General features: G+C 64.8%; 14 protein-coding genes. 2 read left to right on the top strand and 12 right to left on the bottom strand.

Annotated features, from left to right (window positions below; translation table 11 throughout):
- Positions 1-53: 53 nt before the first annotated feature.
- The 4 genes from FXB38_RS31390 to FXB38_RS31375 form a co-directional block, all read right to left on the bottom strand.
- A complete protein-coding gene (locus FXB38_RS31390; RefSeq protein ID WP_148754855.1) occupies positions 54-779 on the bottom strand; it encodes a DnaJ domain-containing protein in 726 nt (241 codons plus the stop codon).
- A gap of 151 nt (positions 780-930) precedes the next feature.
- On the bottom strand, positions 931-1,686 hold the full coding sequence (locus tag FXB38_RS31385) for a VWA domain-containing protein (RefSeq protein ID WP_148754854.1): 756 nt from the start codon (positions 1,684-1,686) through the stop codon (positions 931-933).
- A gap of 126 nt (positions 1,687-1,812) precedes the next feature.
- Complete coding sequence (locus FXB38_RS31380; RefSeq protein ID WP_148754853.1) at positions 1,813-2,673, bottom strand: alpha/beta fold hydrolase; 861 nt, start codon at positions 2,671-2,673, stop codon at positions 1,813-1,815.
- A 344-nt stretch (positions 2,674-3,017) separates the two neighbouring features.
- The gene (locus tag FXB38_RS31375; RefSeq protein ID WP_148754852.1) at positions 3,018-3,941 is read right to left on the bottom strand and encodes a division plane positioning ATPase MipZ; all 924 of its coding nucleotides are present in this window, start codon (positions 3,939-3,941) and stop codon (positions 3,018-3,020) included.
- Positions 3,942-4,212: 271 nt separating this feature from the next.
- Here FXB38_RS31375 and panC point away from each other — a divergent pair, with 271 nt between their 5' ends.
- A complete protein-coding gene (gene panC / locus FXB38_RS31370; protein WP_148754851.1) occupies positions 4,213-5,067 on the top strand; it encodes a pantoate--beta-alanine ligase in 855 nt (284 codons plus the stop codon).
- A 30-nt stretch (positions 5,068-5,097) separates the two neighbouring features.
- Here the strand turns inward: panC and FXB38_RS31365 are convergent, their stop codons facing one another.
- From FXB38_RS31365 to FXB38_RS31345, 5 genes are all read right to left on the bottom strand, one after another.
- Positions 5,098-5,538, bottom strand: coding sequence for a DUF1489 family protein (locus FXB38_RS31365; protein ID WP_148754850.1), 441 nt, complete (start codon positions 5,536-5,538; stop codon positions 5,098-5,100).
- 42 nt (positions 5,539-5,580) lie between these two features.
- Positions 5,581-6,570: a hypothetical protein gene (locus tag FXB38_RS31360; RefSeq protein ID WP_148754849.1), complete on the bottom strand. Its 990-nt coding sequence runs from the start codon at positions 6,568-6,570 to the stop codon at positions 5,581-5,583.
- Positions 6,571-6,727: 157 nt separating this feature from the next.
- Complete coding sequence (locus tag FXB38_RS31355; RefSeq protein WP_148754848.1) at positions 6,728-6,931, bottom strand: hypothetical protein; 204 nt, start codon at positions 6,929-6,931, stop codon at positions 6,728-6,730.
- A 183-nt stretch (positions 6,932-7,114) separates the two neighbouring features.
- Positions 7,115-7,483: a YidB family protein gene (locus tag FXB38_RS31350; RefSeq protein WP_148754847.1), complete on the bottom strand. Its 369-nt coding sequence runs from the start codon at positions 7,481-7,483 to the stop codon at positions 7,115-7,117.
- Between the two features lie 133 nt (positions 7,484-7,616).
- Complete coding sequence (locus tag FXB38_RS31345; RefSeq protein ID WP_148754846.1) at positions 7,617-8,279, bottom strand: glutathione S-transferase family protein; 663 nt, start codon at positions 8,277-8,279, stop codon at positions 7,617-7,619.
- A gap of 122 nt (positions 8,280-8,401) precedes the next feature.
- Here FXB38_RS31345 and FXB38_RS31340 point away from each other — a divergent pair, with 122 nt between their 5' ends.
- A complete protein-coding gene (locus FXB38_RS31340) occupies positions 8,402-9,121 on the top strand; it encodes a DUF599 domain-containing protein (RefSeq protein WP_148754845.1) in 720 nt (239 codons plus the stop codon).
- 984 nt (positions 9,122-10,105) lie between these two features.
- On the opposite strand, the gene FXB38_RS31325 is transcribed toward FXB38_RS31340, so the two are convergent.
- The 3 genes from FXB38_RS31325 to FXB38_RS31315 all read right to left on the bottom strand — a co-directional run bounded on the left by FXB38_RS31325 (position 10,106) and on the right by FXB38_RS31315 (position 12,321).
- The gene (locus FXB38_RS31325; protein ID WP_148754843.1) at positions 10,106-11,011 is read right to left on the bottom strand and encodes a hypothetical protein; all 906 of its coding nucleotides are present in this window, start codon (positions 11,009-11,011) and stop codon (positions 10,106-10,108) included.
- 49 nt (positions 11,012-11,060) lie between these two features.
- Entirely contained in the window at positions 11,061-11,906 is an 846-nt protein-coding gene (locus tag FXB38_RS31320) for an aldo/keto reductase (RefSeq protein ID WP_148754842.1), read from the bottom strand.
- Positions 11,907-12,009: 103 nt separating this feature from the next.
- The gene (locus FXB38_RS31315) at positions 12,010-12,321 is read right to left on the bottom strand and encodes a helix-turn-helix domain-containing protein (RefSeq protein ID WP_148754841.1); all 312 of its coding nucleotides are present in this window, start codon (positions 12,319-12,321) and stop codon (positions 12,010-12,012) included.
- Positions 12,322-12,502: the final 181 nt, after the last annotated feature.

Genomic DNA, 12,502 nt, shown 5'->3' with positions numbered 1-12,502 from the left:
AACAGAGCAAGTGGAGCTCACACGGTACGGGCGTTTGTGGCGTGGTGCCGGAGTTAGCCGTTATGCGTACGAAGCAGAGTATCCTTGGCCTCGTTTACACGGGCAGCGAGGTACGTCGAGCCCCCCTGGTCGGGATGCAGTTTCTTCATGAGGGACTTGTGCGCCCGGCTGATGTCGTCGCGCCCCGCTCCAGGCTGCAAGCCAAGGATCTGATAGGCTTCCTCCGCCGTCATTTTGCCGCTCGACGCCGTGCGGCGCTGCCCCCCTGCCGCGTTGCCCTGCGCGTTCTGACGCCAAGCGGGAAACCGGCGGTCCAGATAGCTTTCAAGTAAGGCCACGCTCTCGGCGTCGAATGCCGGGACCATCGCCAGCAGGCTTGCAAGGTCGAGCTCGTCGAGCTCACGCCCGGCGTGCGGTCCGGCGACGATCTGGCCCGAGAGCTGGCCGGACTCGTGGTCGAGCCGCATGTCCAGGAATTGCGAGCGTACGCGCGAGCTCTGGCCGGACGAGCGCGTCGCGCCGCCGCCGAACAGGCCTCCGATATTCCCGAAGCCCGCATTCGCCAGTGGCGTCCAGCCGAGCAGTCCGGCACCGAATAGCCCAAGCGGAATCGCCACTGCCAATTCGCCGCGCAAGCCGGTGAAGGCAGCGACAGCGAGCGCGACCACGCCGCCCCCGACCTTGATGGTGCGTGCCAGCACCGCCGGATTGGCGGCGCGGAACATCTGGAGCAGCAGATAAATCGTGATAACGGCGACAAGGCCGGCGATCAGGGTCATGGCTGGAATATAGTCGCCCTCTTGTCGAAAAGCATGGCGTCGTTTCGCGCGTCCGCAATTGACAGAAGAGCCTTGGCCACGTTTGTGCAGGGACGCTTGCTGCCGCCTGTCGCCGCACCGCCTCCGCCGCAGGCAGCGCCGGCTTGATCTGCTACTTCATCTGTCCGATCAGCTGCGCCGCACCGCTCGCCGTCTTCGCCAGCTTCAATAGTGCCTCACGGCCGCCAGCGGCATAGGCCGCAGCGGCCCGCAACAATTCGCGCAGCTGCGCCGCCGCGCCCGGATCGAACCGGCACCAGGCGCCGCCGGTCAGGCGCGCGATCTCGCGAAAGGCCTGTTCGGCGAGCGCATCATGGCCTTCCTGAAACAGGAACACCGGCACCTTCAGCATGCCAAGCTCGCCGGCCTTGGCGCAAAGCGCATCGACCTTCTCTTCCATGGCGTCGCCGACGAAGACCACGGCACGCACGCCCGACGCGACCGCCTCGCGCCGCGCGTCGGTCAGCACCCTGCCGATCTGAGTGTCGCCACCGCGGCAATCGATCTTGCTCATCAGCGTCGCAAGCTTGCCGCTGTCCGAAATCCACCCGGTGGCACGGCATTCGTTGAAGCCGCGATAATAGACGAGCCGGATGTCGAGGCTGCCGAGGGAGGCGGCCTCACGAAACATGTCCGCCTGAAGCGCACAGGCCATGTCCCAGGTCGGCTGCCGGCTCATTGTCGCATCCAGCGCGAAGATGAGGCGGCCCTTGGCGCCGGGCGCATGCGGCGACAGTGCACGCGCCTTGGCGACAAAGGCGGCGACGTCCTCCGAAGTCGAGGTCTTTGCCTGCGGCAACGCGCCGTCGCTTTCGGCTCTCGCCGAGACGGCATCGCTATTGCGCGGTTTAATGGGATCGCCGGACATCTGGGGTCGCACTTGGTCTCACACCACCAATGTGGATAGCGCGCCCTGCCCGGTCAATGTGCAAAGCCTCCGCAGGCATAAGCTGGCGGAGGCTTTGAAGCGTGTTTCGAACGATAGTCGGACTGATCAGCTCTTGGCCGGCGACATCAGCGCGACGGGACCCGGCTCGAGCACCTTCGGCGGCGACGACGTGGTATCGACCGGCGCGATTGCGCTGTCAGTGTCGCTCAGGAATTTATCGAGCATACCCTGAATCGAGTTCTTGGCGCCGTCCGGACCGGTGTCACGCATGTCGTTGTGCTGGAAGTCGGTCTTCACGACCTGAATACCGGCCTTCTCGCACTCCTCGTCGGTCGGGATCACGCCCGGATCGGTCTTGAACTGCGGATCCTTGGAGCGGAACGACAGGATCTTGAACTTGCCGGCAGTGACAAAGGGCACGCGGAGATTGTCCAGCGTCACGACTTTCTTGACCTCGTCCGGATACTGCTTGGCGAAATACATCGTGATGTCGCCGCCCATGGAATGGCCGACCATCGTCACCCTGGAATAGTCGGCGTTGGGCTGAACCTTCTTCATTTCCTGCATTGCCAGATGGATATTGGCGACACCACGCAGGATCTGCGGCAGGCGGCCGACATAGATCTCGCCGGGCTTGGTCACCATCGGCGGATCGGTCGGCAAATCATGCTGCGGGCTGACGACGAGGTAGCCGCGCGCGGCGAAGATGTTGGCGAGGAAGCCGTACTCGGTGTTCTTGACGGTGTTGCCGTGATTGATCACGGCGACCGGCATGGTGATCATGCCGGCGTTGGCCTGCATTTCCTTGTCGCGACGGATCGCGATGTCGACAGGCACGGGACGGTTGTCGCGCGAAGCGTCGTAGAAGGTGATGGTCTCGTGCTTGATGGCCCACTTGCTCGCCGTGAAATAGGCGACGCCGCAGAGGGCTCCGACAGAAACCAGAACGGCAATTCCACGCTTCATTTTCGTCCTCAGCCTCAGGTCCTGCGACCTGATCCCTGTTGAAAATCGTGTTATTCGAGGAGCTCTTCGGCCCCTTCGCGCCTATTCCCTAATATATGTCACAGCCGCGTGACAGGAAGGCCAAATATTGTGAACTGGCAGCCCTTTCGTTGTGCGCCGCACACGTTTCTTGGGCATCGCGTTCTTGTACGGCTACGTCAGGGTGTAGGTCACCATCCGACGCAACCCGTCTCGATTGGGTTCGATTTCGCGGTAAACGTGGGATGAAAACGGCCGAACACGACCGCGGTTCCCGCGGGAACTGGCTGTTTTGGCCGGCTGGAAGTAGCCTTATACCGCCTGGATCAGGCGCCGAGGATGTCGTGAACCTCGAGCGGCTTGTCGACCTGGCTGAACCACTCGGCGCGATTTGCCGCACGGCGGCGGCCACGTTCATCGAGCGGCAGCTTGAGCTGGCGGAGCAGGCTCGTCACCTCTTCCCGCGCGGTGAGATGGCCGAGATTGGGCCGCATCCCGAGCGTGGCCTCGTCGATCTCGTCGAGCGCCGTCAGGCCGCGCGGAAAAAACTCGCGATAGACGACGCGCTCGGCGAAGCCGTCGACGTAGCGGAAGCCGAGCCGCAGCGACAGATCCTTCAGCCCCTCGGCGACGAGTTGCTTGTTGCGGGAGCCGAGCATCGACAGGCGGTTGCGCACCACGATCCAGTCGGTGGTCGAGCCGTCGAGCTGGCGGCGCTTGCGCCTGACGTCGCGCACCATCTCCGCGTAATGGCTCTCACCTGTCACCGCGTAATTGGCGGGGTCGACGGTGCCGAGCACGTCGAAATCGAGAAAGCTGTCGTTGATCGGCGTGACCAGCGTATCGGCCATCGAATGGGCCAGCCGCATCAGATAGCTGTCAGTGCCGGGCGTATCGATGACGATGAAGTCGAAGCTGCTCTCGACCGCCGAGACCGCCTCCATGAACTGGAGGAACTCCGAATTCTCGTTCTCGGCGACCTGCATGGTCTCGCCGAGCTTGATGCAGCGATGCATCGGCAGCTCGAGGTCGAGCTTGGTGCGGCGCGCCCAGGCAGAGCGGTTGTTGATGTAGCGGGTGAAGCTTTGCTGGCGGCAGTCGAGATCGATGGTGGCGACGCGCTGGCCGGCTTTCAGGAGCGCAACCGCGATGTGCAGGGCGGTGGTCGATTTGCCGGAGCCGCCCTTTTCATTGCCGAGCACGACGACGTGCGCCGAGCCGGATTGGCTTTGGCTAGCCTGCACAAGCATGGCGATCCTCAACACCCCTAAACAATATCTTCGAGTTGGCCGCGTCTGCGGTCAAGTGAAATGCGTGACAGGATAACGAAATCACAGTGCGCGGGTCTTCATCGTGAATCGTGTCGCGGTGTCGCGTCTGTGATCCGGCCCACAATGGCGCGACATCCGCGTTGCGGGGATGCTGTGCCGCATGTCGATGCATGGCGTCCACGACCGCCGCTTGTTAAGGTTAGCCGCAAGCGCGGCACGCCGCGCCGCCCCCAACGATCCCCGAGTCCTGATGTCACGCAGCCCCTTGATCACCCGCACGGTGCCCGCCCTGCGACGCGCCGTCGACAATCTTCGCAAGCGAAAGGCCACGGTCGCGCTGGTTCCGACCATGGGGGCGCTCCATGACGGGCATGTGTCGCTGGTGCGCCTGGCCAAGCGACGCGCGAGCCGCGTCATTGTGTCGATCTTTGTCAACCCGACCCAGTTCGCCCCGACCGAGGATTTCGGCGCTTATCCGCGGACCTGGAAGGCCGACATCGCCAAGCTTGCGGCCGAGGATGTCGACATCGTCTGGCACCCCGGCGTCGAGGCGATGTATCCGGAGGACTTTGCGACGCGCATCGTGCCTGAGGGACCGGCGCTGGCCGGCCTCGAGGACCGCTTTCGCCCACACTTCTTCGGCGGCGTCGCCACCGTCGTCGGCAAGCTGTTCACGCAATGCCGGCCGGATGTCGCGATCTTCGGCGAGAAGGACTTTCAGCAGCTGCGGGTGGTGACGCAGATGGCGCGCGACCTCGACCTTGGCGTGAAGGTGATCGGCTCCCGCACTGTGCGCGAGCGCGATGGGCTCGCGATGTCGTCGCGCAACGTCTACCTCTCGCTCGAGGAGCGGCAGACCGCCACCGTCCTGTACCGCACCATGAAGGACAGCGCCGGGCGGATCCAGGCCGGCGAAGCCATCGCGAGCGCGATGGCGCGCGGCGCGGAGGCGATCAACGCCGCCGGCTTTGCGCTCGACTATTTCGAGCTCCGTCATGGCGAGACGCTGGCACCTGTCACCTCGCGCAGGGACGGGCCGTTGCGGATTTTGGTCGCAGCCAAGCTCGGCACGACGCGACTGATCGACAATATCGCGGTGCGATAGCCGAGGTTGATCTCAAAATTGACCTAGCGACTACAGCAGTCCGAGATCGCGCAGCTCGCGCCGCATCGGCTCCGGCATCGCCGCGATGGCGCCTGCGGCGGACTTGCCGAGATCCGGCGGCACGGAATCATCGGTGAGATAGCGCCAGCCCTGGAACGGGCGCATCGGCCGCGGCGAGACCGAGATCACTTTCGGCTGCATCACGATCCGGCAGCGCCCGATGCCGTCCTTGTCGCGGAACGGCTCGATGCCGATGATTTTTTCGCGCGCGGCGATCTCGCCCTTGATGACCCAGTAAAGCGATCCGCCCGCGAGAATCTCGGCGTCGCGCTTGGGCACCATGCGGGTGATGTGGATGTGGTGTCGCGGCAGGCCTTTTTTCTTGGCCGTCTGCATCCGCTCGGCGATCCACCCCTTCAATTCCTTGACGGAGTCACAGCCGACGGCAAGCTTGATCAGATGGAGTGGCATGGCCCAGCATTAGCGGGCCAGCCACAGGTTTTCAAAGCCGAACTAGTTGTTATCCGCAGCCGCGGGAGCCGAGCCCGGCGGCGGCGCGAGCGGAACCGGCGGGGCCGCGGGCGCGCGCGCAGCCTTCGGCGCCGGCGGCTTCTTCGCAGCCGGTGCTGCGGCCTGGGCCGAGGTCGCAGCCGGGGCACGTGGTGCCGGCGGCGCAGCGGGTGCCGCCGCCGCATTGGCGGCCGATCCCTGGCGCGTGGCCGCCGTCGGCGGCTCAGGATTCATGATGCTCACCGGCGGCGTCGACGAGGCGCTCGGGAACTCCGCATTGGTCGGTTTGCCCGTGGGCATCGACGGCGGCAGCGCGGCGACCGGGCCCGAGGCCCCCGCCGGCGCCGCGGCGGCATTCCAGGTCGGCGCGTAGCGTGCGACCAGCATGTCGTAGAGGTGGGCGTCCATGTGGGCGGCGACCTGCTGCTGATCGGTCAGCGAGCGGAAGGCGGCGCAATCGAACTGGGTGCAGCCGTCGCGCACGACCAGCACCTGGGCAACGAGGCCGTAGCGATCGCGCTCCAGCGACTTGCGCAGCACCTTCGTGTCCGGTGTCAGGCCCATGTCGGCGGTCGCGACGTCGCCGAGCGCGGTCAGCCGATCGATCCGGGCCGCCGTATAAGCAACGGCGGCAGCCGCCGCGTCAGGCGCACCGAACAGCGCCTTCTCGCAGCCAACGGCCACGGCATCACCGGCGAGATCGTCGAGGCAGGACAGCGCCGGCAGGTTTATATTCGCCATGGCTAGCGCGCGCGCTTCGCTCGGCGCGGCCTGCCCCGCGGGTCCGTAGACGCGCATGGTGGCGGCCACCGCGATGCCGATCGAGAGCAGCGTGATGACGGTCAGCGCACCGTTGGCGACCGATTTCTCGGCCCGCAGCAGCGTGATCAGCAGGATCAATCCGAAGAAGCCGGCAGCCGCCAGCGTCATCCACATCGGAAAGGCCGGCAAGCGCCAGATTTGGTCGAGCGACGAGGCCCATGCCCAGTTCATGCGCGATGTCCCCTCACGCGAGCAAAGAGCGAATGGTCAAGCGAGCACCGCGAGTCGGCAACTGCCCCCCGGCCCAATTTGTCGAGGCGAAGCGGGGCCTTTTGACGGCGGGCGGAGCAAATTCATCCGCGATGTCAATGGTGGTGCCGTCAGCGCGTTACGAGAGCGCGAGCTGGCTTTCCTTGGCGACCCGTTCGAACGCTTCGGTCGAGCTCTTGATCCGGTACTGGCAGTCGTCGCCGTCCGTCGGCAGCAGGCGAATGATCTCGTACGAACCACTCGCAGCCGGGCGCGCGACGTTGCTAGCAGTGAACAATACGCGCGTTCCAATCGAGAATTTGTGCTTCAACACCCTCTCCATTCACTCAAACAACGCCTGCCTCGCCCGTGGTCCCACTGCGAGGCGGCTGGAAGCCCAGTCACTGTATAGCACGCATGCGGCGTTTTTGACCAGCCTCGCGAGCATAGCAAACCTACCAATTTTGAAGTCTTTTCAGGGCGATAACGGGAACAGAGCCGGGCTGCAGACCGCTGGAACCAGGCCTCAGGCGCCATGAGGCAGATGACCCTCCGGGCTTGCCTGATCCACGGCCTTGGGCAGCTCCTGGGCCAGGATCTCGCCCAGCTGGTCGACCGGAATATTGTAGCGCGCGGCAAGCTGCCGGACGGTGTCGTTGCCGAGCACGGCGCGCAGCTGGTCGGCGGAGATCGGCAGGTTCTGCCCGTTGCCGAGCCAGGATTTGACCTGGTCGCCAAAACCCGCCTGCTGGAGCTTTGCGACGATCGCGCCCAGGCCGCCCTGGTTGTTGCTGCCGAGCACCTCGTTCATCACGGCCGGCAGAACGGCGGCGCCGAGCTGGCCAAGCGCGCTGCGCAGCGCGGGATTGTTCTCCAGCGAGTCCAGAATTCCCATAGCGGTCGCCTCTCCATTATTCCCTGTGATTGAGCGCTGCGAGCGGCCATGCCGTCAAGCCGCGCCCATTCACATTTCTAGTGAGCATGATCTTGTCGGAGAACCTGTGTCCACTTCTGCGTCATGCTCGCGATTACACAGTCTCGAATTTTTCGATGACAAGCGTTTCGGCGAGGCCGTCGCGGGTCCATTCCTGGAACGCCGGCATCGCCATCATCGTATCCATGTAGGCCTTGGTCTCCGGTGAGACCTCGATGGCGTAGGTCCGGAAGCGATGCACGACCGGCGCATACATCGCATCCGCCGCGCCGAAGCGGCCGAACAGGAACGGCCCGCCGGCGCCGTAGCGGGTCCGGCACGTGCGCCAGATCTCCTGCACGCGTGCGACGTTGGCGCTGGCGTCCGCCGACAGCGTCACCGGACGCACGGGACGGTGCAGGTTCATGCCGCATTCGTTGCGCAAGGCCATGAAGCCGGAATGCATCTCGGCGCACACTGAACGGGCAAACGCGCGGGCCGCGACGTCATCGGGCCACAGCTTCACTTCCGGATAACGCTCGGCGATGTACTCGATGATGGCAAGCGAATCCCACACCGTGATGTCGCCATCGACCAGCACCGGCACCTTGCCGGCGCGGCTGAAGGACAGGATCTGCTCCTTGTCCTCAGGATTGTCGGTGTAGAGCGGGATTACGGTCTCCACGAACGGGAGGTCGTTGGCGCGCAGCGCAAGCCAGGGACGCATCGACCATGACGAGTAGTTCTTGTTGCCGATCGCGAGCTTGAGCGCTGCCATGTCCTGATCCTTCCGTAAGTCCTCTTATGCGGCTGCTTTTAACGCCATTGCCTGCCGCCAATCAATCGTTGCCGCAACCCAGCATGCGTGGCAATCGTTGCGATCCTCGCGAGGAGAGAGACATGAGCAGGCATTGGGTCGACATCACCGCCGTCGGCTTCTTCATCATCGAATGGCTGGTCTATGCCGCAACCCTCGAGCACTCCGCCTATGGCCGCGACAGCCTGTCGGCGCGGATGAACCGCTACCGCGAGGTCTGGGTCCGCCGCCTGCTCGACCGCGATGCGCGCATGGTCGACATGCAGATCATGGCCTCGCTCCAGAACGGCACCGCCTTCTTCGCCTCCACAAGCCTGTTCGCGCTCGGCGGCGCGCTGGCGCTGCTGCATGCGACCAACGACGCCATCACCATTTTGGGCAAGCTGCCGATCGACCTCAGCACCTCGCCCGCAATGTGGGAGCTGAAATGCGTCGGCCTGGTGCTGATCTGCGTCTACGCCTTCTTCAAGTTCGCCTGGGCCTATCGCCTGTTCAACTATGTCGCGATCCTGTTCGGCGGCATGCCGCCCGCCTCCCAGCGCGGCACGCCGGAGGCCGAGGCCCATGTCAACCGCACCTCGCGCGTGTTCGAATCCGCCGGCCGCCACTTCAATCGCGGCCAGCGCGCCTTCTTCTTCGCGCTCGGCTATCTCGGCTGGTTCGTTAGCCCCTGGGTGCTGTTCGTGACCACGGCGGCCGTGGTGATCGTAACCTGGCGCCGGCAGTTTGCGTCCAGTGCATGGGCGGCGATGGCGCCGGATGTGGTGGTGGACGGTGGGGAGGTACGGAAGCAAGGTCATTGATGCTCTCTCGTCCCGGACGCGCTGCAACGCGTAGCGTTGCTGCACGGAGCCGGGACCCACGCCGCACGGATTGCTCTGAGACATGGGCCCCGGCTCTGCGGCGCACCGTCGAAGAGACGCTGCACTGCGTCCGGGGCACGAGAGCGGAGTCTGTCGCGCGGACCTCTCCCCATCGTCGTTGCGAGCGCAGCGAAGCAATCCAGAATCCCTCCGCGGAAAGACTCTGGATTGCTTCGCTGCGCTCGCAATGACGGAGTATGAGGCAACAGCTTTGCTCTTCCCCCTCGCATTTGAATCGTAGACGCGCCTTCGCGCCCTCGCGGCGCATTTCGCCCGAGCTTTGCCTGGTCACTCCGCCCTCTTGTCCAAGAGGGCGCAGGGAAGGCCGGGTGCTGACCTCGCACCCGCGGTCCGCTGCGCGAAAATGTAGCGCAGGAAAACCGCACAGCAGCATACAGGTGGTGCCAATCACTCGGCCTTCCCTGCGCAGTGGTTTGACGGCTTATGCCGTGCTCTCCCGGGAGCCGAATTCCTTCTGGCCTCCCTCGCCTCGCGGATTAGCGATGCGGTTGACCCGGTTGGGCGCTCCACACCTCCGCAACAGGCTTGACCGTAGCGACGACGGCCAGGACCACACGGTTTTGCCGTACGCATGTTCGCCTGATGCCACAGGGTCTCGCGGCAGTGTGCACACGCGCCGCAAGAATGTTGGCGAGACGAACTGACAGCGCCGCTCATCCACACGCGGTTTCGGGCTCACAGGGACTACCCGCCCTGCCCGCACCTCTCGTGCCGACGCTGCCGCGTCCACCGCAACTCCGGCTCGCAATCAGTGACGACGTACGATCGCCCCTCGAGGATGAGCCGGGATGGGCGATACATACGCCATTTCCGAATTTCGGTAAAGTGGAATATTTTTGCAAAGACGGATTGACAGCCTCTGAGGTGTTTTGCGGTGTTTCGCCCGTCGGTGCGACGCCGAGCCTACGACCCGAAATCCACCGGCGTGAACGACAGGTCCATCACCTTCCATTCCTCGTACTTGTCGACGGGCAGCATCTTGTAGGGCTGGCAAGCCTGCAGCGCGCTCATCGCCGATTCCACGATGGCCACGCCCTTCGCCGACGGCGGCGCCTCGATCAGGATCGGCGGGCGCGCCAGCGTGCCGTCGGTGGCGAGCACCGCCCGCAGCTTGATGCGCACGGCATCGGTCGGCGCGACCCCGGCCGGAAGTTTCGAACAGCTCCTCAAGTGCCGGCGAAGCTCGGCAATGACCTCGGGCGACAATCTGGCGCCGATCGAATCCATGGCATCGCCGCCGTCATCCTTGGGCGCGTCTTTCGGCGCGGGCGGCAATTCGGGCGGCAGGCCCAGCATCACGCCGTATTTGACGGTGACGTCAGGCTCCGGCGCCCGATAGGCTGGCGGCGCGGCCTGCCGCTGCGGTGCCGGCGGTGGCGGCTGAGCCGCCTGAGGCTGAGGCGGCGGCTGTTGCGGCGGCACCTGCGATGGCTGCGGCTGCTTCTGCTGCGGTTCGTGCGAGGCCTGCTTCTGCGGCGATGATTGCGGTGACGCCTTCTCCTTGGCCTGCGCAGGCTTCAGCGCGGCGTCCGGCTTGTCGTTGAGATCCAGCTTCGGCAGCCTCAGCTCGGGGAGCGGCTCCGGCGGCCTCTCCTTGGCCTCCTCTTTAGCCTTTTCCTCAGCCTTTTCCTCTGCCTTGGCCTCCTCCTGCTTCACCTGCTCCGGCGTGACGATATCGACCGCGACAGTCTCGGGCGGCCCGGAATGAAACGGATGGACCTCGCTGATCACGATGATCAGCACCACCAGCGTCAGATGCGCGATGGCTGATGCCGCAATGTCCGTCCGTATGATCTTCCGCAGTTCCATCGCCCGATCTTGGGTTGCCGGCCTGCTCCTAGCATACCGGAACAGCCCCTCAATCCCATTTCGGCGCGAAGCCAAAATCGGTCAGTCGGCCCTTGGGGCTGGCGAGTGCCGCGACCTCCGCCATCTCGTCATCGGAGAGCTCGAAATCGAAGATCTCGATGTTTTCCGACAGACGCTCGACACGCGAAGTTCTGGGAATCGCGGACACATTCTGTTGCACCAGCCAGCGCAGGCAGATCTGTGCCGGTGTCTTGTGATGGGCGCGGCCGATCCCGGCGAGCGTCTGGTCAGCCTTGATGCGGCCCTTCGCGATCGGGCTGTAGGCAACGAGCGCCATCCCATGCCGGTCGCAGGCCGCCCTCACCTTCGCCTGATCCAGATAGGGATGATATTCGACCTGGTTGCAGACGAGCGGCTCGGGTGACAGCGCGACCGCCTGCTCGATCAGCGCCACCGTGAAATTGGAGACACCGATGTGGCGTGTCAGGCCCATGCGCTTGGCGTGCGCCAACGCGCCCAGCGTCTCCTCCAGCGGCACATGCGAATTGGGCCAGTGCAGCAGCACCAGGTCGACGGCGGGAAGCCGCAACCGCACCAGGCTCTCCTTGACCGACCGCTCGAGATCGTGGGGCGCGAAATGGTTGGTCCAGACTTTCGTGGTGACGAAAACGTCGTCGCGGCGGACGCCGGAGGCGCGCAATCCGTCGCCGACCTCGCGCTCATTGTCATAGACCTGGGCGGTGTCGATGTGGCGGTAACCGAGCCGCAGCGCCTGCTCGACCACGCGCGCGCATGTCCGGCCGCTCAGCTCCCAGGTCCCCAGCCCGATCGCCGGAATTTTCGCGCCACGAACAGCATGAGGAATCCTCTCTGTTGCGGCAGCCCCAAGTGTCATCACAGGCATCATTATGGGCCCGGTCCGCCAGAGTGCAACTGAGGACGCCGACCTCGGGGCCGGATCTTCAGCGCAATGCTAACGGGGGGTTCGCGTCAGGCGTTCAGGCTTTGGCGAGCGCCTGGAACACCGTGTCGGGCGCATGCGCGATCACGGCCAGCAGTGCGCGAGCGGGTCCGCGCGGGGCGCGCTTGCCCTGCTCCCAGTTGCGGATGGTCTCGACGGGCACGCCGAGCTTGGCGGCGAACTCCATCTGGGTGAGACAGGCGCGCCGGCGCAAATCGCGCACCGCGGGCGAACCCGCCTCCGCCGGCGGAGGCTCAACCGCAGAGACGACCGGCTGGACAGGAAACTCTTGCCCGTCCCGCAATTCAACCACCCGTCCGTCCGCCTTCAGCCGCAACCGCATGCTCATTCCCCCAAGCGTGAGGGATCATGCGGCAGCACGCTTAAGGTGGGATTAAAGGCGCGGCGCCCGGGATGCGAGAGCGGTACGCCGCCCTCTCCCCGTCATTGCGAGGAGCTCTTGCGACGAAGCAAATCCAGACTGTCGTCGCGGAGGGATTCTGGATTGCTTCGCTGCGCTCGCAATGACG

The sequence above is a fragment of the Bradyrhizobium cytisi genome, assembly GCF_008123515.1.
Classification (GTDB): domain Bacteria; phylum Pseudomonadota; class Alphaproteobacteria; order Rhizobiales; family Xanthobacteraceae; genus Bradyrhizobium; species Bradyrhizobium cytisi.
The sequence above is the reverse complement of the archived record's forward strand: the minus strand, read 5'-3'. Positions and strand labels throughout refer to the sequence as shown.

Excerpts from the sequence above, each read along its gene's own strand:
- FXB38_RS31390 (WP_148754855.1), bottom strand. The coding sequence starts at position 779 with ATGACCCTGATCGCCGGCCTTGTCGCCGTTATCACGATTTATCTGCTG.
- FXB38_RS31385 (WP_148754854.1), bottom strand. The coding sequence starts at position 1,686 with ATGTCCGGCGATCCCATTAAACCGCGCAATAGCGATGCCGTCTCGGCG.
- FXB38_RS31380 (WP_148754853.1), bottom strand. The coding sequence starts at position 2,673 with ATGAAGCGTGGAATTGCCGTTCTGGTTTCTGTCGGAGCCCTCTGCGGC.
- FXB38_RS31375 (WP_148754852.1), bottom strand. The coding sequence starts at position 3,941 with ATGCTTGTGCAGGCTAGCCAAAGCCAATCCGGCTCGGCGCACGTCGTC.
- panC (WP_148754851.1), top strand. The coding sequence starts at position 4,213 with ATGTCACGCAGCCCCTTGATCACCCGCACGGTGCCCGCCCTGCGACGC.
- FXB38_RS31365 (WP_148754850.1), bottom strand. The coding sequence starts at position 5,538 with ATGCCACTCCATCTGATCAAGCTTGCCGTCGGCTGTGACTCCGTCAAG.
- FXB38_RS31360 (WP_148754849.1), bottom strand. The coding sequence starts at position 6,570 with ATGAACTGGGCATGGGCCTCGTCGCTCGACCAAATCTGGCGCTTGCCG.
- FXB38_RS31355 (WP_148754848.1), bottom strand. The coding sequence starts at position 6,931 with ATGGAGAGGGTGTTGAAGCACAAATTCTCGATTGGAACGCGCGTATTG.
- FXB38_RS31350 (WP_148754847.1), bottom strand. The coding sequence starts at position 7,483 with ATGGGAATTCTGGACTCGCTGGAGAACAATCCCGCGCTGCGCAGCGCG.
- FXB38_RS31345 (WP_148754846.1), bottom strand. The coding sequence starts at position 8,279 with ATGGCAGCGCTCAAGCTCGCGATCGGCAACAAGAACTACTCGTCATGG.
- FXB38_RS31340 (WP_148754845.1), top strand. The coding sequence starts at position 8,402 with ATGAGCAGGCATTGGGTCGACATCACCGCCGTCGGCTTCTTCATCATC.
- FXB38_RS31325 (WP_148754843.1), bottom strand. The coding sequence starts at position 11,011 with ATGGAACTGCGGAAGATCATACGGACGGACATTGCGGCATCAGCCATC.
- FXB38_RS31320 (WP_148754842.1), bottom strand. The coding sequence starts at position 11,906 with ATGACACTTGGGGCTGCCGCAACAGAGAGGATTCCTCATGCTGTTCGT.
- FXB38_RS31315 (WP_148754841.1), bottom strand. The coding sequence starts at position 12,321 with ATGAGCATGCGGTTGCGGCTGAAGGCGGACGGACGGGTGGTTGAATTG.